We start from the raw sequence: 24,475 nt of genomic DNA, 5'->3' as shown, positions 1-24,475 counted from the left end.
GTCTCAGAGATCTTTTTGATGAATCATCCGAGTATGTGGCAATTCCGAGCGATGGTTGTCGAGAATGCATCATGTTTTCACGATCTTGAAGGATCTATTCCGTTTGAACTTGCCTCGCTTGGATCTGACGTCGAAGAATAGCTTCTTCTTCTTCAAATTTTATCCGTAAGCTCGCCATTTGATGTTCGAAACCCTGACGTTTCTGGTTAAGCAGTCTGTCGAAATATTGGAGCTCTTCTTCTCGCTTTTGGGCTTCTGCCTGTTCGTGAGCTTCTTGCGTCAGCCTTGCTGTCCCGGTCAGCACCCCGTAAGGGCCCAGGTAAGCTTCTTTGAGCTGGATACCGTGAGGACTGAAGATAAATTCACGCAGTTGGTTGGAATGAGCGCTTCCTCGCGACTTCAGAATGAACAAGTTTCGATTTCGTTCTCCATGTGACTCGAGATTCGCCAGCGAGATCCAGGTATCGGCTAATGAGGAGATTCCTAAATTTGTCCGCTCATTCTCCTCTTCTACATGACTTAAATAGGTAAAGATGACCGTAATTTGTTGACTTTTGAGAAGATTCAGCATACGTAGCATAAGGGATTTCACCTCTTGCTGTGATCCAATCGAAATAAAATCATTGATGGGATCCATGACAACCAGCTGTGGTTTAAGCGAAAGAATGCTCTGGTACATATTCATGAGATGCTTCTCCAGCCCAACGAGGGAAGGGCGTGAGGCTTGGAAACGCAGGAGATCTTTTTTGATCCATTTCTTTAAATCAAGACCGATGGATCGCATGTTACGAATGAGTTGATGTTCTGATTCTTCAAATTGCAAATAGAGACTTTGCTCACCTCGTTGACATGACGCGTGAACAAAATGTGAAGCCAGACTAGTCTTTCCAATGCCGGCTGTTCCAGAAATTAAAATCGTACTCCCCCGATAGATTCCACCATCGAGAAACATCGTATCGAGAGACGGAACGCCAGTAGAGATCGTTTCATTGGATGCTTCATGATTCAATTTCAACGATGTCTCAGGAAAAACACATAGTCCATCCTTTTCAATAAGGAAGGGATATTCATTATTTCCGTGCGTGGTACCGCGATATTTCACGATTCGTAGACGGCGGGTGGACGTCTGTTCACGTATTCGATGATCGAGAAGAATTACACAATCCGAGACATATTCCTCTAACCCTTGTCGCGTCAATGATTTTTCACCTCGCTCGCCTGTCACGATCGAGGTCACGTGCTTTGTCTTGAGCCACTGAAAGAGTCGTCGTAACTCAGAGCGTAGAATAGCCTCATTGGAAAGTCCTCCAAAGAGTGCTTCGATGGTATCCAGGGCGACCCGCTTCGCTCCAATTGAATCGATTGAGTGTCCCAAACGCACAAACAACCCCTCGAGATCGTATTCGCCTGTCTCTTCGAATTCGGTGGCTTCAATAGGGATATAATCAATGATGAGCTTTTTCCTACGCACAAGATCATTTAGGTCATAGCCTAGTGAACGGACGTTTTGGGTAAGTTCTTCAGCAGACTCCTCGAACGCTAAAAATACTCCAGATTCTTTAAATTTCATCACCCCATGGATCAAGAACTCCATCGCCAGTAAGGTCTTTCCGCATCCGGGAGTTCCGCATACTAGGGTTGTCCGACCATTGGGAAACCCTCCATTGGTAATTTCGTCTAGTCCTTGAATGCCTGTGGGGGCTTTTGCCAATGTGCGCAATGGGTGTTTCAAACTTTTTGTTTTCATGTGTTGGTTCCGATAATCACTGTCAAGATGAACATAAATCCGGCATGAAAAGACGTCCTTGGCAATCTCTGAAGTACAGACGTTCTGATTGAATTTCTTCTCACATAACAATGATGGCATTAGCGTTCCGAAAGAGCCTCGCATGATAAAGCAATTCTCTTATATCTGTAAATGTTCTAGCAGAACGACAGATGTTGATGGCTTTTCCATGGTTCGAGAATACGGGGTGATTTTATCCTTGGACAAAACCCTGTTCTGTCGTTAATCTAATCCTGTGCGTGGAGATATGAAGTTATGTGCGTTGAAAGTTATTTCTCGCCATGCAATCAATGTATAGGCATGCTTATTGAACGTAATTCAATGGACGACGAACTCTTACTTATAAATATTGAGGATTTGAATGAAACAAACCGCTCTACAACCAAGATCTTCAGGACACGGTCTGTGTGCCAGTATTACGCCAGATACCTCGATGCACATGCTTTCCCACTCCGAAGTGGAGAAATTGTGTGATACCAGCCAAGGCGGACTCCATGAACTGTTCAGAAACAGTGCGTTAGCGGTATTGACGTGTGGGAATGAAACGGATGACACCAAAGCATTTTTCTCACGCTATCAAGACTTCGACATTCGCGTAGAGCAACGGGATCGCGGAGTCAAGCTTGAACTCAGGCACGCACCTGCCAGTGCCTTTGTCGATGGGGAAATCATTCAAGGGATTAAAGAACATTTATTTTCGGTGTTGCGAGACATCATTTATGTCCACAACGAACTTCGAGAAAATAACAAGTTTGATTTATTAACATCCCCCGGGATCACGAACGCGATTTTTCATATTTTACGAAATGCAGAAATCATTCATTCTGTTCTGGATCCCCATTTGGTCGTTTGCTGGGGAGGACATTCGATTCAGGATGTTGAGTATCAATACACGAAAGAAGTTGGACATGAGCTAGGGTTACGGGCGATGGACATTTGTACGGGCTGTGGACCTGGAGCCATGAAAGGACCCATGAAAGGGGCAGCTATTGCTCACGCCAAACAACGCATTAAAAACGGGCGGTATTTAGGATTGACGGAGCCAGGTATTATTGCTGCCGAAGCCCCAAACCCTATTGTGAATGAACTGGTCATCCTTCCGGACATTGAAAAACGTCTTGAAGCATTTGTTCGACTCGGACATGGATTTATAATATTTCCTGGTGGGGTGGGGACATTTGAGGAGATTCTATACCTCCTCGGGGTGCTGTTCCATCCAGACAATGCCGAAATCCCCTTTCCGCTAATTCTGACTGGACCGAAAAGTAGTGAAGAATACTTCCATACTATTGATGCGTTTCTCAAAAACACCTTGGGGCCTCAAGCCGCACAACGATATCAAATTGTCATTGATAATCCTCGACAGAGCGTGTACGAAATAAAGGAAGGAATACAGCGCGTCCGGGAGTTTCGTCGACAAACTCGAGATGCGTTTTACTTTAACTGGCATCTATCTATCGATCATGAATTCCAAAAACCATTTACGCCCACTCACGAGTCGATGGCACAATTAGATCTCTCTAGCGATCAACCAACACATATGTTAGCCGCAAACTTGCGTCGGGCGTTCTCTGGCATTGTCGCCGGAAATGTAAAGTCGCAAGCTTTAATTGCGATTGAACAACAGGGACCGTTTATCATTCACGGTGATTCCGCGATCATGAAATTGATGGATAACCTCTTGGAATCCTTCATCAAACAACATCGTATGAAAATTGATCAACAACATTATACGCCGTGCTATCGAATCACCTCATAGCAGTCACTCCTGACTTGAGCTGCTCATGATCAGAACGACGGGACTGTCGTCTGAGTCACGATGTCTTCAGCTTGCTTTCTGTCCAAAGCCACGGTCGAGATGTTCACGCCATCTCTTCGAGGTTCAAATACATACAGGATTGGCTGTTGCGAGGGGGAAATATACGAGATGGTGATCTCTATCAAGCACAAACAAGAATAGCGCATGAAACGTTGATCATGCGAGGTGCTCCTGAAGTCATCATCTACGAGCTCAGGATTCAGTGTCGTCCTACACAGCAGAAATTGGCACTCCCATCAGCTCAACATCATTCTGAGCGGGAACGGATTCCGGCAACCCCTGTGGTTCGACCACTTGCGGTATTCCGTCCCAGGAGAATGGGATACGTTGTTTTTCTGTACCATCATTCCAGCGATACACTAGATCATCGGTTTCTAAATCATATTCAGGAGTGTCCAGGTGTTCCCACTTCTCCACAAAATGTTGATAGAAAATGGTATAGAGCCCGTGTTCTTTAGGATTATATTGAAAGGCGTACATCGGCATGCATTGAATGTCGAGATTCGTGTGATAGTGCTGGAGCCAAATATTATCTCCTAGAATGGCTAATTTCACATTCGGATCATACGAGTAGAACTTCACACGTACATTTTTTTGAGTTGCTCGAAGCAGTTTCAGGAAATCGATGCTGGCTTTGGTCTGGGCCATCAAACTCTCCAGTGTAATCTCAGGATGTAAGATCGATTTAGCCCGTGCCCGTGCATTCTTACTGCATGGATTGAGGAGAAGAATTTTGGCTTCAAAACAATGCTTGAGAACTGGATGTAAGTCTCCTTCAGGATCGACAAAGGTATTCCCCGTTGAGCCAATGATCATCACATGGTGCGGAAACCCATGATCCTTGATGAGAGAAGTAATACGCTCTGGAGAGACACGTCTTCCGCCAGGAAACACATGAACCAACCCTGCACCACGAGCCGATTTGGCTAATTGAGAGTCTCGAAGGTTTTGTCCCAAGAAATTCAAAACAATGATCAGCGTGATGGCTACCGCAATTTCGACTGAAACAAGATAAATTTTTTCGCTCTCGATCACGTCCCAATACATCAAAAACCCTTGAGCCACATAGGGTAATAACATGGCAATGGTTGCACTCACACTCACCAGGCCAATGTGATACCACACATGGCCGGCGTCATTTAGTCGACCTCGGAATTCAACAAACCATCGAGCATTCGTCACACACGGACTCCTTTAGTGAAAATCACTGTTACACGAGAGCCACCCAACTGCAGAAAGTCAGTGGCGAATCGCAGATGATGTTAGTGGGTATACCGAAAATTAACGAAGGGGTCCCAGCCTTCGGCGTCGTGCCTAGATCCGTCCACAACGGCCATCTTTGATAACGCACCCTGCCTTAGCTCTATCGGCAGATTCCTTAAAAACCTTTAGGGTCTTCTCGAAAAAAAAATAGCTCGTGGCAAAACGGCAACTCCAGTAATGCCTCGATCGAACAACGGCTGCTCGCCTTTCTTGAGACACCTGGCGGTGTTGACGTGGATTGCATTCTGTTGGATTGGTGATGGGGAGAAAAGGGGTGTGTCATGCGGACGATTATTCTGAGAAGACGTTAGAGATGAAGAAATCAGGATTTGACTTTTTGATGGAATAAAATGATGAACCATTGTTATGCAACTGGCTGTCATAGCACGATTCAAGCTTTCTTTTCTACGGCTCAATTGATAGACAACTTCAGCGCAGGACTTTTCAATTGTCTTGGGGGATAACGGTTTTATGATAAATCCTTGTGCCCCTTCGTCGAGAAGCTGACGAAGCATTTTGATGTCAGACTCACCTGCCATAACCCATACAGGCTTGTCATAACCTGCCTAATGTAATTCATCGAGCATGGTTCGCCCGTCCATCATAGAGGTATGCATATCTAATAGAATGCCATCTACAGGTTGAGTCCCGATCATATCAAGACCGTCTTGTCCATTTTCTGCTATCCATACTTGATAGCCCCAATGCTCGCTGAAGCATCGTGGCCACCCCACGGTTATGTTCAACCAATAACAAAAGAGGGTGGGGGGCCTTGACCGGCGAATGATCCTGAGAGTCTATGATGAATGTTTCATTTGGTGATTTCATAACATCCTAAATCCTGCTTGAAGATGGGAAATGTTATTTAGAGACTTCTCTTGACTCTTGTCTTTAACAATCCTTTTATAAGCATGATGCATGCCTAATTGAGATTGATCGTACTAGTTATGAATACCTTATTGATTCAAAGAAAAATGTCATGAATCGTCGGTCAAATCGTCTTCATTCAACCTGTAGGTATGGCATGAAGATTCGTATGGTATTCCCTACGTTATGGAAGCACGAAATTGACCGTTGATCGGAACATCGATAAAGAAAATTTTTCCTTTTTATACGATGAGTTACGATGCATTGAGCATTGGTATCCACTTGCGTAAAATCACCTTGGCCCATCTTTTGCGTTAATAAACATTACGGCTAATGTCGCGTAACAATTTCTCACCCTAATCAGGCCATATTGAGCAGTCTGTTAAAAGTGAAAAATATCAGATACTTATGTACAAACCTACAAAAAGGAGAAGCGTGATGAAGATGAATCGGATGATACAGAGATGCAAATCATTAAGAGGATTTTTGCTCATCGGTAGCGTACTAATTTTCTCACCAGTCGGCGTCGTCAATGCACAACCTGTTGAGTCTCAAGCCCCGTCAGAACAAATTGCTGGAGAAAAGCTTGAACCGTTTGCCGGCGCCTACAAACAGGTTTCAGAAATTAACAATACGTATAAACAGCGAATTGTAGAGGCAGGTGATCCAGCAAAAACTGAAGCACTTCAAGAAGAAGCCAACCAGAAGATGAATCAAGCGGTTAAAGATCACGGCCTGACCATTGAAGGTTATAATGAAATCTTTAAGGCTATCCTCAATGATGAAGCACTTAAGGAAGAGTTTATGACCGTTTTGAATAAAACGCAGTAACAGGAGTAAGTGTTGAAGTATTTCCTGCATCCTGTTTTGAAAACAATGAGAAACTCATTTACCGTAAACTCGAGTCTTAGGCGACCGCAGAAGTGGCCTTTCAATTTAAGGGCCTAGGGCTCGAGCTTATTGTTCAGGCACCGTGCCTGCCAACTCCCTGCCTTGAATGCCCCAAAAGTTTCATTGGCCTCTGACCCAACGGCCTGTCGTAACAATTCCTGCCACGAACGGAATAAAAAGAGTCTGACTTTATTAAAATTTATCTTATCGAGTATCTATCGCGATTCAGGAAACTGATGTTGTCGCCAGGCTTCGTACACGACGACTGCGACGGCATTGCTTAAATTTAAACTGCGGGAGTCCGGCTTCATGGGTATTCGCAAGAGATGACTGGCAGGAAGGGCATTTAAGATTTCTTGAGGAAGTCCTCTGGTTTCCGGACCAAAGAGGAGTGCATCGCCAGATTGAAAGTCCATGCTGTGATAACTCGATTGGCCTTTTGTGGTAATGCCGAACATGCGTGATGGATTTCGAGCGTGGACGTAGGCTTCAAAATTGTCATGAAGTTCGACGTTGGCAAGTTCATGATAATCAAGCCCTGCTCGTTTGGCTCCTTTGTCGCCCCAGCGAAATCCCAAGGGTCGAATGAGATGAAGGGGAAAACCTGTGTTTGCGCAGAGACGAATGATATTACCGGTGTTTGGTGGAATTTCTGGTTGGTAGAGGACTATGTCCAGCATGGTCGAAGCGTTTCCTTAACATTCGCCACTCAACCGAAGATCATGGTGTGGGTCGTTGTGTGAAGTGGGGTGGAGATAAAGGACTTAACGTAACCCGAAGGTTGCTTGACCTGACCTCCCATCTCCATCAACGGTCAAGCTGGAAATGAGAGCATGAACAGCAGTCGAGTTTGCGGCTTGTCGAGATCTATTGGAATAGCATGGCTATTCCTCAAGTGTGGAAATATCACCGGGATCTTGGCCCAGTTCTTTGGCCTTCAGTACCCGACGCATGATTTTCCCTGAACGAGTTTTGGGAAGCGATGTGACGATTTCCACTTCTTTGGGAACGGCGATTTTCCCAAGTTCATGTAATACATGATCTTGCAGGTTTTGAATCAAATCCGGAGTTTCGGCATTTCCTTCCTTGAGAATGACAAAGGCTTTGATCATTTCACCGGCCGTTTTATGTGGTTTTCCAATGACGGCAGCTTCCACGACCGCTTCATGACTCACTAATGCGCTTTCGACTTCAGCCGTACCGATTCGGTTGCCTGCGACTTTCACCACATCATCAGCGCGTCCCATAAACCAGAGATAGCCGTCCTTGTCCTTATGACAGACGTCACCTGCGGTATAGTAGCCTTTGATGGTATTCCAATACAGCAGGTAGCGATCGGGATCGTTATAGATGGTGCGCATCATCGAAGGCCATGGTTTTTTGATGACGGCAAAGCCTCCGCCATGTTCGATGCTGTTCCCGTCCCGGTCCACGACATCGGCTTCAATCCCTAAAAATGGACGAGTAGCAGAACCTGGTTTCAAGGGAACGCAGGGGAGGGGAGTGACCAGAATACTACCCGTTTCTGTTTGCCACCAGGTATCCATGATGGGTTTGTTACTACCCGTGACGCGATAAAACCATTCCCAGGCTTCGGGATTAATTGGTTCGCCCACAGAGCCCAGCACTCGTAACGATGAGAGGTCGTACTTTGCTGGCCATTCTTCGCCAAACTTCATCAATAATCGGACAGCCGTTGGCGTCGTATAAAAAATGGAGACACCATAGCGCTCGATTAAATCCCACCAACGACCAGGATTCGGGTAGTCAGGCTTGCCTTCTGCTGTGAGAATCGTACCTCCATTGAGCAACGGGCCATAGACAATATAGCTATGTCCGGTCACCCATCCTGGATCAGCGACACAAAAGTATACGTCCTCATCCTTGAGATCAAAAACATACTTAGTGGTGATGTAGGTTCCGACCATGTACCCGCCATGAACGTGAACCACACCTTTAGGCTTACCCGTTGTGCCAGAGGTATACAGAATATAAAGAGGCGTTTCTGAGTCTAGTTGCAGAGCCTCGCAATGCGTGGATTGATTTTTCAGCCAGTCTTCCCAATCGATTTCTTTTTCTGGATCAAGAACAGATCCACCTTTCTCGCGTTGTACGACAACAACCTTTTCGACCGTTGGACAGTGTTTGACGGCCTCATCCACCACAGGCTTAAGCGGAATGGTTTTTGATCGATCATAGCCGACATCAGCCGTGATGACCAGTCTGGATTCTGCATCTTGAATCCGTGCTTGGAGAGCTTTGGCGCTGAATCCTGAATACACTACGGAATGGATAAGCCCCAGCCGCGCGCAGGCCAACATCGCGACGATTTGTTCCGGAATTTTTGGGAGATAAATGGTGACCCTGTCTCCTTTGGATAGTCCCAAGGCTTTCAGAGCGTTCGCACATTTATTGACCCGTCGATAGAGTTCAGCATAGGTGAAAATCCGTTCTTCGCCTTCCTCGCTCACCCAGATCACCGCAACTTTGTTTTTTCGCCATGTCTGTACATGCCGATCAAGGCAGTTATAGGAAATATTACATGTCCCGTCGACAAACCATTTTGCCCAGGGATAGTTCCATTCTAAGACCTTATTCCATGGGGAAAACCAGTGCAGTTCTTTCGCAACGTCTTCCCAAAACTTCTCAGGGTCTTCGATGGATTGTTTATAAGCTTTTTCATAATCCCGAATATAGGCTTGGGCTTTGAGTTCCGCCGGTGGATGAATCACGCGACCGGATTTTTGGAGAGTTTCTATGTTCTGTTCCATCAGATCACTCCTTCGTTAGTCTCAGCTGATCAAAAAAGTTGGCTTGATAATGGTCTGTGACGTTTTTGGTTATCGCCATGCATTATGCTGAGATTGGCAGCACCTTCGCAAGGCTTAGGCGGACTGATGCTCCGGTCGAAGGAGATCAAAAACGGTTTTCACTGGATTAAAGGTGCTTGCAGGTACTTCCACAAATAGTGTGTTCCACAATGCCATCGCGCCATTCCAAAGCCCCGGCAACTCAAGGGCCTTTAAGTCTCGTCCTTGATAGGATTTCATTGAAATAAATCCAGTCTCCGGATTTGTAAAGCGTGGCAAGTCGAATGGTTGGCCTTGAAAGTTTCTCACTCCACAGACCAAATCTACAGGATTAAAGTGCGTCGAAGATTTCAAAATGGCTTGTTGATCTTCTGAGTGTGGATCGACTTGTGATGACTCCACAATCTGTAACGAGTGTGAGCCATTATGATGTGTCACCCAGAACGGACCGCCACCTGGTTCACCGGTATTTGCTACCATTCCACACACTCGTATCGGTCGATTGAGTTGTTCGAACAGCAACTGCTGTAGTATTTTCACAGATTGCGGATTTTTCTTATCTGCTATCGAAATGCCGAATGTGTGTTCCGCGAAAATTGCTATGTCCTGTAGCTGTTTTTCATTGATGACTTCTTGAGAGAGCGTGTTCAGATGTTGAAACAGTTGATGTTGAATTGACACGAGATACCCTCCCAAGGCCATCTTGTACCGATTCGATTGATCCACGAGCCGTTGAGGAACGACATTGTCAATATTTTTGATGAAGACGATATCTCCTTGGAGATTGTGAAGATTATGAAGGAGTGCTCCATGTCCCCCAGGTCGAAAGACGAGTGTCCCTGTTGAGTCTCGAAATAGACGGTTTTCAGGGTCAACGGCAATCGTGTCTGTCGATGACGACTGATGTGAAAACGTCACGTCGAGTTGGATGTTTTGACTTTCAACTCGATGACGTATCTGTCCCAAGTGTTCATGAATGAGCTTCTCATGATCTGGTGAAACGGTAAAATGAATCCGTACGGTTCTAGAAGCATCTTGAGCATAGACACATCCTTCAGCAATATGCTCTTCGATGGGCGTACGGGAATGATCGGAATAATGATGAAATTTCAATAGACCTTTTGGAAGGTTTGAGTAGTTTAATCCAGGAGAGTGCAGAAGTGTTTGTAATACAGCTTTCCAATGTTGAGCATTCGCCTCGATTCCTTGATTGGCTAATTGAACTTGTAGGTCTTCATAAAATGGAAAGGCTTCTAATTGTTGGAAGAAATGGTCTAAGGCATTTGAATCCTTACTATGTGCAAGAAGATCCTCCGGCACTGCTTGTGTATGCTTACCTTGGTGTTCTTCAAGTGCTGTGAGTAAAGTTTTGAACATTCGGCTGGCAGCTCCTGAAGCCGGAACAAATTTCGTCGCGCGTCCAGACGAGAGCACGTCTTGGAAAATGTTCGCATAAGAATCAAGAGTGTCGGAGCTGAATCGTGTGATACCGTCGTTAATCGTACAGGGTCGATCAAGCGTGATATACGGAATGCCCTCACGGAAGGTTTCGAGCTGTTGCTGAATCTGTTGAACCGTGATCCCTCTGTCGTTGAGAACTTGCTGATCGGCTTTCGTGATTGTGAACATGTGAAGAATCAGAAATTGTACAGAAGTCCTCAGAAACTTATGATACGAGAGAGGGTGGTCGTATTCTTGAATTGCTCAACAACTGCTAGTCTCTATAATTTTAGGGAAAGGGGTAAGAGTTGTCGAGGTCAATCAACAAAAAGTTAAAATTATTAAGAAGGAAAAATTTCTTACTCAACGGTATTACTCGTCAGCGCCCCCTTTCATGTACCCCAAGCCAATTTTCAGAGCTCGACGAGTGACTTCTGTCCATCGATTTTCTGGGTATTCGGCCAAGACTTTCGCCGAGTTTGGATCTTGAATTGTCAGATCGGTGATTTTGATCATGCCATCTTCTATTTTGACATCGGCCACAGGTCATCTCCTTTATTTATTCGCAACATCAAACATGCGTACTACGGATCTCGAATCCTCACACATACGCCAGATTTAATGGTTTTCTTGACAGGTTTCGAGGCGGATGATAGCATTTTTCTTAAGTGAGACGCGAATTTACATCACATTCTCATTTTTTCAATCAGCCACTCACTCCTATTCGCACACCAACACGAAGATCACGATGAAACTGTCCAATCAACAAACACGATCACCTTGGCTATTACTCAGCTACAGTCTTCTTTTGATAGTCAGCGTAACGGCGTGCGGAGGGCCTCCTAATTGGGTCAAAGAAGGATCAGGCGCCTTTAATAACGAAGCCTCCAAGTCCATTTACGGTGTGGGTTCTATCGTGGGAGTCAACAACGAGCCTCTGGCTTGGGAGGCTGCTGAGAATCGATCGCGCGCGGAGCTTGCCAAAACGTTTGAAACTTATACCGGCTATTTGATGGAGGATTATGCGGCCTCGACGACTGCCGGTGATTTCACGAAAGCGACAGAAGAACAAAATATCGAACGTGCGATCAAAACTGTGACCACGGTGACGTTGAATGGCGTGCGTCCAATTGACCGCTATAAAGATGAGGAATCCAAAAGCTATCACGTCTTGACCAAACTCTCATTTAAAGATATGCAAGAGGCCTTGCAAGAAGCGAGAGAGTTAAGCCGTGAAGTGAAAGAGTATGTCAAAGAAAATGCCGAACGACTTTTTCAGAAATTGGAAAAAGAAGAAGCCAAACGTTAGCCTTCAGGGTCTCAGTAAGAATTATTGAGCAAACCATATGATGATTTCTGTGACACCACCAGTTAAGACATTTCTCGTCAGAAGTGGAAGCTTTATGTTCATTTTGCTTCTACTTTTTTCGATTTCTGCTTGTGGGTCTGAAAAAAAAGTCACACGAGTTGATACAGGGCTGGTTACAGACTTTAGCGGACGTTGGAATGATACAGACTCAAGAATGGTTGCCGAGACCATGATCAAAGAAATGATTTCTCGTCCATGGCTCGAGAACTTCAGCCGTGCCAAAGGACGACAGCCCGTGGTCATTGTTGGCTCAGTTTTGAACAAAAGTAACGACCATATCAATGTTCAAACGTTTATCACCGACCTTGAACGAGAGATGACCAATTCACAACGAGTCACGTTTGTGGCCGCGAAGAGCGAACGGGACGAAATCCGTGAAGAACGACGAGATCAAGCGGTGCATTCTCGAGAAGATACCCAGAAAGGGCCAGGCCAGGAAATTGGAGCCGACTTTATGATGAAGGGATATATATCCAACATTCTGGACGAGGCGGATGGGACTAAGGCCGTGTATTATCAAGTTGACCTTGACTTGATTGATTTGAAAAACAATGTCAAGTCTTGGTATGGGCAGAAAAAAATCAAAAAAATTATTGAGAAGAAACGATTCCTTTTTTAGTCCGTTCTGTATGTGTACCTGTGGGTCTTTACCAGCATGATGCCTGTTCGAAGCAATCCAATCTGTCTGTCCCTGCCGATTTCCTCATTTCACTAAGCTTACATCCCCTCATTCCCTCCCAGCATCTGCGAAGGCGACTTGTTCTTGCACTGTTGTGCCTGACGTTTCTTTTATCGGGATGCAGCTCCTTTGGCAGTCACTATCAGAATGTCGAAAGCAGTCTACTCGCCGGCAATCCTCAACGGGCCGATCAGATTATTCTTGAGACTCAAAAAGAGTATGGCCAACGGAGCCATCTCTTGTACCTCATGGATCGAGGGATGACATTGCATCTTGCAGGGCGATATCAAGAAAGTAATACCTTTCTTGAAGAGGCTGACATGCTCATTGAGGATTTTTATACAACACGCATTCGAGATGAAACGGCCGCGATTCTCCTCAATGAAACTCAACTTCCTTATCAAGGCGACCCCTATGAACAGGTGATGGTCAATGTCATCAAAGCCTTGAACTATGCACGTCTCCACGATGTACCGGCTGCGTTAGTGGAAGCCAGACGTATTGATCATCGACTCAATGTCATTACTGATACCGTTGATGGCGACAAATATCGCGAAGATCCGTTTGCCCGCTATTTGACGGGTATGCTGTATGAAGCGTCAGGCGATCCGAACAATGCCTTCATCGCCTATCGAAAAGCCGAAGAAGGGTATCGGTTGGCTGAACCATGGTCTCGAGTCTCGATGCCGTTGATATTGAAAGAAGATTTATTACGAATAACCAAAACTCTTCATTTGACCGAAGAATTTCAGGACTACCGGCTAGCCTTCCCGAATGCATCGGAGCCGTTGAGCCACGAACAAGATATGGCTCAAATTGTGGTCATTAGTCTGAATGGTCGCGGACCGACAAAGACCGATTTGCTACTCGATTTCCCCATCAGTCTGGACGCATTGACCTTGATTGCTTTGACCAAGCAAGGGTTCGAACGAAACTCCAAGCGAATGCGTGGACCGGATGCATTGCTGTATGGGCTTCAAGGCGATATCGTTCGTGTGGCATTGCCTCGTGTTCTCCAACAATCCTCCCCAGTGGCGTACAGTACTATTCGAGCAGACAATGGTGTGCAGTCTTATCAGAGAGATACACAACGGATGTATGATCTGGATGCCGTGGCCACCAAGAATTTAGATGATAAATATACCTCGCTGGTTGTCCGTGCTGTAGCACGAGCAGCCATGAAAATGGCGGCAGCGGTCGGGATTGGCTACGGGACACAGGCGGCGGTCAATAACCAATCTCATGCCTGGGTGGCACTCGTGGCCGTCAGTGTGGCAAAAATATTGGCCATTTTGACAGAAGAGGCGGACATCCGAACTTGGAGAACGCTACCAGGAGAAATTCAGGTATCACGACTATGGGTCCCGCCAGGCACGTATGATATTGTGGTGGACTCCTACGATACGCTTGGCAAAATGCTCCCGGGTCACATGACGCAAAAGGTGACTTTGAAAAGTGGAGATACTCACTTCTTAACTCAACGAATTCTTAAATAAATGTTTGCGTCCATGACTATTCGAAAGACATTCTTCCTATGTATTTTTCTGCCCTTATTGGGTGTAGGCTTTGGATGCACATTTCTTGGAGAGCGCCCGATTCCTGATTGGGTTGAAGGACAGAGTCAAGAATTTTCACCTGAGAAATATTTACTCGGGAGAGGTGAAGCTGACACACGTGACGTTGCGGAGCAACGCGCCTATGCGGCCGTCGCTCGAATTTTTCACGCACAGGTGAATGCTCAGCTCCAAGACAATGAGAGGTATTCACAGGTAGACCAAGACGATCAGACAAAGACGAGCCGACGGATACAGCTTGATCATCTCACCCAGGTCTCGACAGAAAAGGTGCTAGCGGATGTCAAAATCCTCGAGGCCTGGCGTCGTTCAGATGATAAGCAGTACTTTGTCTTAGCAGGGTTGGATCGCAAGAAAACTGAACATTTGCTACGAACTCGAATTACCAAATATGATAAGGCGATTGAACGCCATATTGAAGATGGACGTACAGGGACAAATGTTGTCACAAAACTTCGTGGATTCAAGCGCGCCATACGAGATATGAAACTTCGGCAAGCGGTCAATGCGGATTTGCAGATTATCAGCCATACCGGAGAGGGGATTCCCACTTCATATTCCCCCGCACGTATCCAACAAGAACTCGATGCTTACGTGTTACACAAAGTGCACATTGCTGTACAGGTAACGGGAGATCAACAAGAACAAATTTACCAAGCTATTTGGGACGGATTAAATCAAGAGGGGTTTGTCACTCGAAATGAATCGCAACCGGTTTCCAGCCAAGACTATGCGGGACAACTCCAAGATCGTTCGCATCAGAAAAGCCCTGACTTTGTCATTACTGGTACCTCCCGCTTAGAGGACCTGACGCTGTTCGATCCATTATTCAAATATGTCCGTTGGTGTAGCGATCTCCGAGTGATAGAATCAGGTGGTCAACGGGTCATTGGTGCAGTGTCCCGCTCAGGACGTGAAGGGCATATCACGCAACATGAAGCCCGTGTGCGGGCAACGCAGGCCATGCAGAGAGCCGTTTCAACAGACATGGCTCAATTGCTGGCTCAGTTTATTTATGATGATCAACAAATGGCTCTGACTGTGTCATCTTCTTCGTGCCTTCCCCTTAAATAGCACTCATGAGTTCCCTATTCCGTTCGGAGGGACGGCAAAGGAAAGGTCTGTGAAACGCACCATGATCTTCATCGGTAGTCTTGTGGGCCTTCTTCTTCTCGTGATCGTGACCATGCCCTATTGGCTAGACCTCAACCGGTATCGCGATCAGTACATTCCGATGATTGAGCAAGCATTGAATCGAAAGGTTGAAATTTCGCACATCCGTGCTATGTGGTTCCCACATCTCGGTTTTCGAATCGAAGATGCAAAGATCTTTGATGATCCCAGTATGGCACAAGCCTCCTTTGTCGAAGTCTCGTCAATCGAGGTAGCCATTAAATGGAAACCTCTGTTTGCTCGTCGAGTCGAGATTCAAAGTTTGGCTCTCCATAGACCATTGATGACGTTACTCCGAACAAAAGATAACACCTTCAATGCCGATACACTGGGAAGGGAACAACAGAAGACATCTGATGCCTCGACACCGGATGAGACAAGTGATTCAATCTTTGCGATGTTCGGAGTGGAGCAGCTCACGATAACAAACGGGACGTTACGGTATGAAGATCGTTCTCATGGTCAGACGCAATTCTATCTGCTTGAAAATGTTGACATGAAAACAGAATCCGTTCGAATAGGGGATATCGCCAAACTCTCTGCCCATGGAACGCTTACCCCTTCACAACGTCCTGTGTCGTTGGAAGGTACCGTTGGTCCACTTCAAAGAAATATGAATATTCCACAGATTGATGCGCATGTCTCCCTTGGTCAATCACGTTTGATCGTGAAAGGACAGGCAATTGACGGAATCCTTGATCTTGACCTGACATCATCAAGGATCTATTTAGAAGATCTTCCTCTCAGTGTGTTAGAGAATAAACCCGTTCTCCTGACCAAGCTCTTTACGCATGTTCAGATACCATTAACAGAAACAGACCCATTAAATTCGACTCCACAAGAAATTCGTCTTCATCCTCTTGAGTTTGAGCTAGAGATGGGTGAGTCGATACTTCGTGTATCTGGAGAATCGGTAGGGACGAAGCTTACGCTCCATGGCACGGCACCAGTTATTCACAGTCAAAATATCCCAGTTTCTCTTCCCTTCCATCGACCAGTGTCGGTACGTATGCTCAATTTTCAGGCAAAAATTAATGGACCATTGATACATGTGGAACAATTGGCAGGACAAATTTTTGATGGTCAACTGCAAGCTGCTGGCCATTGGGATATGCGATCTGAAGTTCCCGCCTTTCATTCAACGGGAACGATTCACAATGTAAACATAAAAAAGATTCAGAAAATCCTTCAGCCTTCCGCGTTCGCATTGCATGGTACGGGAGCGATGAACTGGGAAGTCAAGGGCACGGTTCCCAATAACCACATTCCGTTTCTATTCGGTCACGCGCAATTCCTGGTCGAGAATGGTCAATTCCAGGGATTTGATTTACTGCAACAGATTGAGCAAGCACTCAAACTGAAAGGTCTCTTGAGTAAAGAACAAGGCGTGACACGTTTTTCAATATTGAAAGCAGACGTTGAGTTTCAACAAGAACAGTTCCCCATCACATCTGTCTTATTGCAGGGGGTTGAAGAAAACTTTCTGATGCAGGGCAGCGGCTTGGTCATGCGAGATCAATCTCTCAACGTCAATGGCGATTTGCAATTAGGGAATGTGATATCTGAGAAAATTATTCAACAGATGCCGATTGCCAAGATGGCCGCACAGCAAGGCAAGCTTGTTGTGCCATTTACAGTGAAGGGTCATCTCTCTAAACCAACTGTGGGGTTAGATTTTAGATCAATCCAACGGCGTCTCCAGAAACAAGTCGGCTCAACAGTGAAAAAAATTCTTGAAGGAGATCCAAAAGACGTCGAAGAACTCTTAAAAAAAGGGAAAGGAATTTTAAAACAGCTATTCGGAAAATAGTCTATAGCCGATTCAATTAACTTCCAATGTTTGACATGGGTCATTTCGCTGGGTTACTTGGATACCTGAAATGCTGGCATTAAAAGGATTAGGAAGTCGCCATTTTCGATTGTCCATCAGTAACGCTTGGTCTTGGGAATGATCGCATCCAAGGACTGGCTCGACTCGAACTTATTTGGATTCGCTATAGATCTACTGTTTCTCCTGACGAATCAGCTACTTCTTTTTCTCAGGAATTGTTTTGAGGTCGCGTGGAGATGCTGGAGCGATAGTCCTCACTGACGGTTTTTCATTGCGGCCAGGACTTCCCATTGGAATAAGAGACCATTTCGGGCTGATGGTCTCAAGACGTTCTTGGAACGGCGTATCGGCTTTATTGGATTTCCAACTATCTTGCCCATTCAGACCGTCCACCGTATAGGGGGTGAGAAAACTATCTGCCGATAAGGCAATAAACGCATAACTGTGGTCGGGAGCAAGATTATCTCGCCTTTGAGTGAACGGTTTGGTGGATGTTTGATAGTGGTTGGCAAATGCTGTGAAATTTGGCACCCACTGTCCAGTTGATGTTTCGATAGTGGGATCGCGATAGGCTTCAATCAAGTTTTGGAGATTTGCGGGAACACCGTCAAGATTTATGTGGAATCGTTTTTTTGCCATAAATTGTAAAAGTTTTGTCGTATCAGCTACTTCCATTTGTTTCGCCATTCCGAAAACCATAAGCATAAAATTTTCTTCCCATGGAGATGTGGCATGCGTTAACGATCCGTCGTTGCGTAGTGGGTTTTGTATAAAATCTCTGGTCCCGGTACTCCATTGACCAATTGGAGACGGTTGTTTCTTAGGAAATAACCAATACGGATTCATCGTCCGAATATGTCTTCCCCAGCTCCAGATCTCATCTCTCTCCGGATAGGTTGGAGGAAGATTCTGCACGCCTTCCCATGCGGTAATGTTATTGTGGAGTTTATCGAGGAAATATGCTTGCTCGGGTTTTCCATCCGGCGAAATAAAGGCCGCATACACAAGGACTTTTAACCCCCACGCCTCCGCCCGTATATTTTGATTATTTAGCAGTCCTTCATTCCCCGGCCTGGCAAAATGACTATTCCAACCGGATAGCTGCCAGCCAATGCGAAAGTTTGCATCCATTTGCAAACATTCGAGATAGAAATACTTCCCACTAAATAAGTAGGCGGTGTAGCATGCGTCCGAATGGTGACTGGATTCCGTTTCGGACCAGCCACCACTCGAAACCGGTCCTCGTTGAATCCGGTCGATACTGGTTCCGGAATCTAAAATTCCAGAAAATTGGCTTGTCGGCCGAGCATTAATCGAGACAATTCTTCCGAATGTATCGACAGTGCCTGTTCCGAGATTCACACCCTGCCGCCAAAGATTAGCGTGCCGGCTCCACGTTTGATCAAAGTAGTCACCACTTCCTGCCTTGGAACCAGCTTCTCTGAGATGAATAGGGAAACGTCCCGCCAGGTCAGCATTTCCCAACAGCATTTCATATCCTCGTTCACTCATAGAGTAGAGCCAAAGCACTTCCCATGTGGCTTGTAATCCAATCCAATCGTTTTTTCCTGGTGCATTCAGAGGCTTGACATAATTGCCAAGATGTTTGGGCTTCGCTCCGTGGTTCCCATCTAACGTGGCGCTGTGCTGTTGATAGGTTTGATATCTTTCACGTTCAAGGGCAGGGAATACCTTTAAGGACGTGTCGTAATGGGGAATCGCTCCCGTCGTGACCAGATACGCCAAATTATGATCGATTCTTATTGATTCAGGTTCATCTCCAACCCAAAAGATCTTATGCCATCGAGATTGACCAATGTGACTAAAGGAAGGATGAGTCCATTTTGTCTCGGGCTGTATGAGTCCAGCAGTCAGTGTGAAGCGATAGGACAGATCTCGCATACTTTTAGCAGCATCAGTACTTGCCCAAATATTTTCGACAGTGTATCCAACTTGAACATGCTTTCCTTGAGGATAAAACCATGTTTCAAAGATGGGATGAAGAGCTTGACTGCCGTCACCAAAATCTTGATCCTCGCTTCGAGCAGGTGTACGGTCTTCGATAATGACCGCTGTCACAATAGGGCCCTGTAACCAATAACGAAATTTCCCACTCTTCAACATATTCCTTGCTCGCACTGTTCGATTGCGTACGCCTTTCATCTGAATGGATGCGTCAAAGTTGTAGGCGGCATGCAACATCTGCGATTGCGTGAGGTAGTGCGTATTGTTCCCTGAACGTTGGTTCACGAACTCAACTTCAACTGATCCCTGAACGGAAAGTGTAGGAACCACAAAACTGATAATGGCAAATTTTACTGATCCATCATCCCATCTGTTTTTCACATCACATTGAGTCAAAACCTTTACTCCACTGACTTTCGCTTGAACAAAGTTTTGAATCTTGCCTTTAGGGAACGGACGAGCGATTGACACGGCACGATTCGTTTGTGATGAGTCGGATGTGTTGAATAGGCGAATGGTATTACTCGAGGATGATGAATTGGCCAGAGTGGAATGAGGCCCTGTGGTGACTTGATCGTTGGAATCGGCTACCTGTCGTGCTTCAGTGAGGGCATCCAGGCTTGCTGGCATAGCATGAACACGATGCTTGTCTGTATCGATCCACATTTGACCAGATCCAACGAAGAGAAAAACCGTGAGTATGATTAGCAACTTTTTGTTCTCGACAAGGGCGGCAGGAAACTTCTTATAATAATTCTGCCAATGTGTAATAAGGTCACTCATATTTTTTTGACAAACTCATGAGAAGCGATTGGTTTTTAATAAACAAGTGTCAGAGGCGTAGAGTCAAAAAGAACGCAAAAAGAGTGCTTCTGAGGGATTTGAATGAAGTATCGATAGGAATTAGAAACAGGCAAAATCAGCCTGTAATTCTTGAACAATTCCCAGCCATTCTTGAGCTTGGGGCATGTACTGTTGAACAATCGATATAGCCTTTGACGGTTCGGTACTATCAATGTTCGAGAAAATTTTCTTCGCTGTAACACTGTGGTGTTTCGCCAAGGTTAGCAATTGGCATGCACCAGTTGGTGCAGGTGCTTGGCCTCCGGCTTGCTCGAAAAGAGCAATAGCTCGATACGCGTTTTCCTGAGTGCGGAATAAAGCTTCTGTCCCTGAGTAGACCGATTTGAGTGTCCGATCAAAATCTTTTTTCGCCAAAATGGCTGACATCATGGCGGCTTTACCAATTGAAAGCGCTGCGCCATGTGGATCACCTATGGCCATGGCATTGGTTGCCTGTGTTTCTAATCGCTCTAATTCTGCCTGCTCACCAACAAGTTGTGCGTGAAGTTTCGTGTTGAAAAGCGACAAAAGATGTAAAAGAAGAAAAAGAGACGTTATCCATACGAAACGTCTATTAATCCAATGAATCGTTCTCGTCTTCACGGTTACATTTGTCAGTGGCTCCCTAACATCATACCATTTGAGCCTTTCGTATTAATTCGCTTGTTCATCCATATCGACTTGTTTAATGGTCCAATCCACAGCCTTCCGAAGTTCATTCATCGGTTTTGAGGTGTCGTAAATCAACCAAACTCTTTCTTCTAATTTTCGAAGTGGGTCGATCGATCTTCCAGTCCGTAATTTTCCGAGACTCCAAACCACTTCGGTCATTACAGGAAAATCAATATCCTCCGATGACTCGAGCTTATCCACATGATCGACTAGGTAATTTAAGACTGGAGGTGTTATGTCATGATCTCCAGTTATCGCTCCAATCGACCCCAAGCCTTTGGCTGCGGCAGCCCGAATTAAAGAATCATTCTTCGTATTTGTGAATATTTGCGTGAGAATAGGTATCCCATCGCTTCCCGTTGCTGCCAGTGCCGCAATGCTCTCCACGGAGTGATTTTCCTCTTGGTGAAATTGCTTCAAATAAGGTTGAGCCTCTTGTGACTTGAGATTAGGCATTACCGAGAGCACTGACAATTTTCGTTCTTCAGGTGTCTTTGAATCTTCCAGCAAGGTTAAAAGCCGTTTCTCGTGACCCCATTCTGCGGCGAGCTTAACCGGAAAGTCGTATTCTTCAAGTTTAAGTTTTAATTGCTCTAACGCATAGTCTCCCGTCTTTTTTACATTCGCTGCCTTCGCTGCAGCCCGCACATCATCAAAATCTGTCCGAACTTCTTTTTGCCAGCCCGAGTCACGACCCTCCAGATAATAGGTCAAGAGACAAGCCGGCCCTTTCCAAAGACGCGCAGGGTTGTCAACTAGATCGGCATCACCGCCGGCTCTTGTCGTTCCCGTTCCTGCTTTACGTTCTTCGCATTTGACACGAAACTCAACGTCATGCGGTTGCTTACGATCAGTGGTGACTGTGTAGTCAAGTTCTTGTAGGCGACGAGTGATCACCTCAGCTAGGGGAGTCGCATCACCACGACCTCGTTCAGTCAGCGCCAAGACATTCACAAATATGGTATTCACCTTGGCCAGTTTGTCTTTTTGTTCAGAAGAAAAGTTGTCCCGACTTGCCGCGGAAACATCAGTGATTATCGCAAAACATATCAAAAGACAGCTTATTGCGGATATTTCACGCCTCATCACATTCTCCTCCCAGATCAGTGAGTAACGAAGATTTTTGTCCAACTCCAGTGTTCTGCGGAATGTGTTCCCTCCTCGCCATCTCATGCACGGTTGTCAATCCTTTCCTCATAGGATGATGATGTACTGAATAATTGATTGATCATAATGACGGATGCAAGAGTAAAACACTTGCGCCCCCTCTTTACTAAAACTATACCTTTCCAGAGCTAGGGCCAGCAACTCAGGCCAGCTCAGGAATATGTTAGGGTTTAAAAATCATGAATCTGATATACCCTGATTCTCGTCAGGCGTCAGATGTGAGGTGAAACGTATCGTGAGAGATTCATACAAAGAGAGTCAATTTTCGTCGTTCATTGGTTCGCATCTTTGCGGTTCGAGTGAGTTGAACCCATGATGATGGCAGGGTATACTCGCCTCAATGTTGAAAAATCAGAAAATTGCCTTTATCGGAGCTGGCAATATGGCGGAGGCCTTGGTGGCTGGACTTCTTCAATCTGGCGCAGTGAAGTCTTCCAATATCTGGGCCACCGATGTGTCTCAAGATCGCCTTAATTTCTTAAAGAAAAAATATCAAGTTTATATTGGGACTGATAATACGGAAGCCGTAAAATGGGCAACTGTTATTATTTTGGCCGTCAAACCTCAAGTGCTTCCTCACGTTCTCAGCCAAGTCAAGAAAGGGCTCAAAAGGACACAACTGGTCATTTCCATTGCAGCCGGCGTCCCTCTATCGAAAATTATTGGGGGTCTTTCTTCTTCTGCCTCTGTTATCCGTGCTATGCCGAATACGCCATGTCTGGTCCAACAGGGTGCCTCAGCCCTGACCACAGGGAAGACCGTCACCCAAGATCAGTTACAGATGGCTGAAGCCATTTTTGAGGCATCAGGCAAAGTTGTCGTGGTTGAAGAAACATTAATGGATGCGGTGACCGGATTAAGTGGTAGTGGCCCCGCGTATGTCTATGTGATGATTGAGGCGTTGGCTGATGGCGGGGTGCGGATGGGACTGCCTCGACACATTGCACAAACACTCGCGACCCAGACCGTATTAGGAACAGCGAATCTCGTGTCGGTAAGCGGGGAGCATCCTGGCCTCTTGAAAGATCGCGTCACCTCTCCTGGAGGGACGACGATCGCTGGACTTCATGAGCTGGAGAAAGGCGGGGTTCGAGCAATCTTTATGACTGCAGTAGAAGCGGCCACGAAGCGATCGCAAGAACTCGGATCGTAAGAAAGAACAGTCCAAAATCAGGACACATTTTTCGTGTGGCAACACCATGTTTTCCAACCGACACGTAAGTCTATAGGCTCCTCAATACGATCATTACTATCATCTCTCGCCATTTCTCTTTCTACGGTTGAAAAAAGTAGGTGGATACAGATCAAACATTGCACTCCAAACGGAAGATACCCTGCGTAGCCGAGCACTGGCATTTCAAACACTTGAAACGCGTGGAGGTAGGGTATCGTATATTCCCAATGTGCCAGGCTTTGTGAATTCCACAACTCCCAAAAACCCCCACAGATCAGTCCGCTCAGTGCAGGGATAATCACAGGTCGCCAGTCACCATGACGAAGTCGACTCAGAATAGAGTCGTGTCCCTGAAAAATTTGAACCGCAAGCAGCATGAGCAATGGTGAAAGCCATAATAAAGGGTATAAAGTTTTGGGCCAGATCCCTATACCCACTAATCCCAGTCCTGCAGCACAAAGAAATACCCATCCCACGGTTCGTTCATTCTGGATACGGATTTTCCACCAATTTTTGAATGGACGGGTGATCCGGTGACATGACATGAGGAATTCATAGGTCCCGTAGATAGCTGGAAGCACTATTGAAAATGACAAGCTTCCCCAAAAGGCGTAAGTGAAGGCATCGACATCTAGGGTTGGCAGGTAATACCAATTCTCGACAAACCGGTTCAGGTATTCAAATATCCACCAAAATACTGCACTTATAGGAAATAAGCTAAAAAAGATTTTGGGCTGATTCACCATGAGACAACGCTTTGTTCGGCCCATGGTCAACGCATTGGCTACTACGATATAGCTAAGCCAAAGAGGGGTAAAGGTATGGAGTTGGATTGCAGCGAGTTCAGGCAACCGAGTCCAGGCAGCAGTCCAAGCAACGGATAGTGAGGCTAGGCCATACCATCCCCAAATGGGAAATGATGAAGCCTGAACGTTTGTCGCTTCTGGGAATGGAAATGTCAGGAATCTCCAAAGAAATGGCGTCATCACAAGAGCGAGACTCAACGCCATGGTCGTAAATAATATCCAGGAAACTTGCCCTGAATGGGTTTGACTGGGTCTTGGAGGAAATGAAAGGAATGGCCAGATAGACAAACCAGATAGCCAAGTTCCTAACAATGGAAGTCCGAAAACAAATAGCAGCAGAAGTAAC

At 45.8% G+C, this 24,475-nt stretch carries 19 protein-coding genes; 8 read left to right on the top strand and 11 right to left on the bottom strand.

What is annotated here, in order from left to right:
* Positions 1-94 precede the first annotated feature (94 nt).
* A complete protein-coding gene (kaiC, locus tag ACWQXP_RS04735) occupies positions 95-1,747 on the bottom strand; it encodes a circadian clock protein KaiC (RefSeq protein WP_454061696.1) in 1,653 nt (550 codons plus the stop codon).
* A gap of 400 nt (positions 1,748-2,147) precedes the next feature.
* On the opposite strand from kaiC, the gene ppnN reads away from it, so the two are divergent.
* Complete coding sequence (ppnN, locus tag ACWQXP_RS04730; protein WP_454061695.1) at positions 2,148-3,545, top strand: nucleotide 5'-monophosphate nucleosidase PpnN; 1,398 nt, start codon at positions 2,148-2,150, stop codon at positions 3,543-3,545.
* 270 nt (positions 3,546-3,815) lie between these two features.
* Here ppnN and ACWQXP_RS04725 read toward each other — a convergent pair whose 3' ends face one another.
* Entirely contained in the window at positions 3,816-4,787 is a 972-nt protein-coding gene (locus ACWQXP_RS04725) for a hypothetical protein (protein WP_454061694.1), read from the bottom strand.
* Positions 4,788-5,434: 647 nt separating this feature from the next.
* The gene (locus tag ACWQXP_RS04720; protein WP_454061693.1) at positions 5,435-5,602 is read right to left on the bottom strand and encodes a hypothetical protein; all 168 of its coding nucleotides are present in this window, start codon (positions 5,600-5,602) and stop codon (positions 5,435-5,437) included.
* Positions 5,603-6,173: 571 nt separating this feature from the next.
* On the opposite strand from ACWQXP_RS04720, the gene ACWQXP_RS04715 reads away from it, so the two are divergent.
* Positions 6,174-6,566 carry a DUF4168 domain-containing protein gene (locus ACWQXP_RS04715; RefSeq protein WP_454061692.1) on the top strand — a complete coding sequence of 131 codons (393 nt, stop codon included), beginning with the start codon at positions 6,174-6,176 and terminating at the stop codon, positions 6,564-6,566.
* 275 nt (positions 6,567-6,841) lie between these two features.
* Here ACWQXP_RS04715 and trmL read toward each other — a convergent pair whose 3' ends face one another.
* The 4 genes from trmL to ACWQXP_RS04695 form a co-directional block, all read right to left on the bottom strand.
* The gene (gene trmL, locus ACWQXP_RS04710; protein WP_454061691.1) at positions 6,842-7,306 is read right to left on the bottom strand and encodes a tRNA (uridine(34)/cytosine(34)/5-carboxymethylaminomethyluridine(34)-2'-O)-methyltransferase TrmL; all 465 of its coding nucleotides are present in this window, start codon (positions 7,304-7,306) and stop codon (positions 6,842-6,844) included.
* A gap of 204 nt (positions 7,307-7,510) precedes the next feature.
* Positions 7,511-9,397, bottom strand: a complete 1,887-nt coding sequence (acs, locus tag ACWQXP_RS04705; RefSeq protein WP_454061690.1) for an acetate--CoA ligase — start codon at positions 9,395-9,397, stop codon at positions 7,511-7,513.
* Positions 9,398-9,511: 114 nt separating this feature from the next.
* Entirely contained in the window at positions 9,512-11,065 is a 1,554-nt protein-coding gene (locus tag ACWQXP_RS04700; protein ID WP_454061689.1) for a DUF4301 family protein, read from the bottom strand.
* Between the two features lie 183 nt (positions 11,066-11,248).
* Positions 11,249-11,419 (bottom strand): hypothetical protein, encoded by a 171-nt coding sequence (locus ACWQXP_RS04695; RefSeq protein WP_454061688.1) that lies wholly within the window; start codon positions 11,417-11,419, stop codon positions 11,249-11,251.
* A gap of 205 nt (positions 11,420-11,624) precedes the next feature.
* On the opposite strand from ACWQXP_RS04695, the gene ACWQXP_RS04690 reads away from it, so the two are divergent.
* The 5 genes from ACWQXP_RS04690 to ACWQXP_RS04670 are packed head-to-tail and all read left to right on the top strand — an operon-like array spanning position 11,625 to position 17,481.
* Positions 11,625-12,185, top strand: a complete 561-nt coding sequence (locus ACWQXP_RS04690; protein WP_454061687.1) for a hypothetical protein — start codon at positions 11,625-11,627, stop codon at positions 12,183-12,185.
* Between the two features lie 37 nt (positions 12,186-12,222).
* Positions 12,223-12,864: a penicillin-binding protein activator LpoB gene (locus ACWQXP_RS04685; protein WP_454061686.1), complete on the top strand. Its 642-nt coding sequence runs from the start codon at positions 12,223-12,225 to the stop codon at positions 12,862-12,864.
* A 20-nt stretch (positions 12,865-12,884) separates the two neighbouring features.
* Positions 12,885-14,420 (top strand): COG3014 family protein, encoded by a 1,536-nt coding sequence (locus ACWQXP_RS04680; RefSeq protein WP_454061685.1) that lies wholly within the window; start codon positions 12,885-12,887, stop codon positions 14,418-14,420.
* 12 nt (positions 14,421-14,432) lie between these two features.
* A complete protein-coding gene (locus ACWQXP_RS04675) occupies positions 14,433-15,572 on the top strand; it encodes an LPP20 family lipoprotein (protein WP_454061684.1) in 1,140 nt (379 codons plus the stop codon).
* A gap of 49 nt (positions 15,573-15,621) precedes the next feature.
* On the top strand, positions 15,622-17,481 hold the full coding sequence (locus ACWQXP_RS04670) for an AsmA family protein (protein WP_454061683.1): 1,860 nt from the start codon (positions 15,622-15,624) through the stop codon (positions 17,479-17,481).
* A gap of 216 nt (positions 17,482-17,697) precedes the next feature.
* Here the strand turns inward: ACWQXP_RS04670 and ACWQXP_RS04665 are convergent, their stop codons facing one another.
* From ACWQXP_RS04665 to ACWQXP_RS04655, 3 genes are all read right to left on the bottom strand, one after another.
* A complete protein-coding gene (locus ACWQXP_RS04665; protein WP_454061682.1) occupies positions 17,698-20,250 on the bottom strand; it encodes a hypothetical protein in 2,553 nt (850 codons plus the stop codon).
* A 120-nt stretch (positions 20,251-20,370) separates the two neighbouring features.
* Entirely contained in the window at positions 20,371-20,913 is a 543-nt protein-coding gene (locus tag ACWQXP_RS04660; protein ID WP_454061681.1) for a hypothetical protein, read from the bottom strand.
* 51 nt (positions 20,914-20,964) lie between these two features.
* Positions 20,965-22,068 carry a HEAT repeat domain-containing protein gene (locus tag ACWQXP_RS04655; RefSeq protein ID WP_454061680.1) on the bottom strand — a complete coding sequence of 368 codons (1,104 nt, stop codon included), beginning with the start codon at positions 22,066-22,068 and terminating at the stop codon, positions 20,965-20,967.
* A gap of 421 nt (positions 22,069-22,489) precedes the next feature.
* Between ACWQXP_RS04655 and proC the strand changes: the two genes are divergently transcribed.
* Positions 22,490-23,302 (top strand): pyrroline-5-carboxylate reductase, encoded by an 813-nt coding sequence (proC, locus tag ACWQXP_RS04650; protein ID WP_454061679.1) that lies wholly within the window; start codon positions 22,490-22,492, stop codon positions 23,300-23,302.
* Between the two features lie 17 nt (positions 23,303-23,319).
* Here proC and ACWQXP_RS04645 read toward each other — a convergent pair whose 3' ends face one another.
* The gene (locus ACWQXP_RS04645) at positions 23,320-24,417 is read right to left on the bottom strand and encodes a hypothetical protein (protein WP_454061678.1); all 1,098 of its coding nucleotides are present in this window, start codon (positions 24,415-24,417) and stop codon (positions 23,320-23,322) included.
* Between the last annotated feature and the right edge of the window lie 58 nt (positions 24,418-24,475).

The sequence above is a fragment of the Candidatus Nitrospira salsa genome (assembly GCF_965152625.1).
This window is presented reverse-complemented; position numbering and strand designations above follow the sequence as displayed.

Excerpts from the sequence above, each read along its gene's own strand:
- kaiC (WP_454061696.1), bottom strand. The coding sequence starts at position 1,747 with ATGAAAACAAAAAGTTTGAAACACCCATTGCGCACATTGGCAAAAGCC.
- ppnN (WP_454061695.1), top strand. The coding sequence starts at position 2,148 with ATGAAACAAACCGCTCTACAACCAAGATCTTCAGGACACGGTCTGTGT.
- ACWQXP_RS04715 (WP_454061692.1), top strand. The coding sequence starts at position 6,174 with ATGAAGATGAATCGGATGATACAGAGATGCAAATCATTAAGAGGATTT.
- trmL (WP_454061691.1), bottom strand. The coding sequence starts at position 7,306 with ATGCTGGACATAGTCCTCTACCAACCAGAAATTCCACCAAACACCGGT.
- acs (WP_454061690.1), bottom strand. The coding sequence starts at position 9,397 with ATGGAACAGAACATAGAAACTCTCCAAAAATCCGGTCGCGTGATTCAT.
- ACWQXP_RS04700 (WP_454061689.1), bottom strand. The coding sequence starts at position 11,065 with ATGTTCACAATCACGAAAGCCGATCAGCAAGTTCTCAACGACAGAGGG.
- ACWQXP_RS04690 (WP_454061687.1), top strand. The coding sequence starts at position 11,625 with ATGAAACTGTCCAATCAACAAACACGATCACCTTGGCTATTACTCAGC.
- ACWQXP_RS04685 (WP_454061686.1), top strand. The coding sequence starts at position 12,223 with ATGATGATTTCTGTGACACCACCAGTTAAGACATTTCTCGTCAGAAGT.
- ACWQXP_RS04675 (WP_454061684.1), top strand. The coding sequence starts at position 14,433 with ATGACTATTCGAAAGACATTCTTCCTATGTATTTTTCTGCCCTTATTG.
- ACWQXP_RS04665 (WP_454061682.1), bottom strand. The coding sequence starts at position 20,250 with ATGAGTGACCTTATTACACATTGGCAGAATTATTATAAGAAGTTTCCT.
- ACWQXP_RS04655 (WP_454061680.1), bottom strand. The coding sequence starts at position 22,068 with ATGAGGCGTGAAATATCCGCAATAAGCTGTCTTTTGATATGTTTTGCG.
- proC (WP_454061679.1), top strand. The coding sequence starts at position 22,490 with ATGTTGAAAAATCAGAAAATTGCCTTTATCGGAGCTGGCAATATGGCG.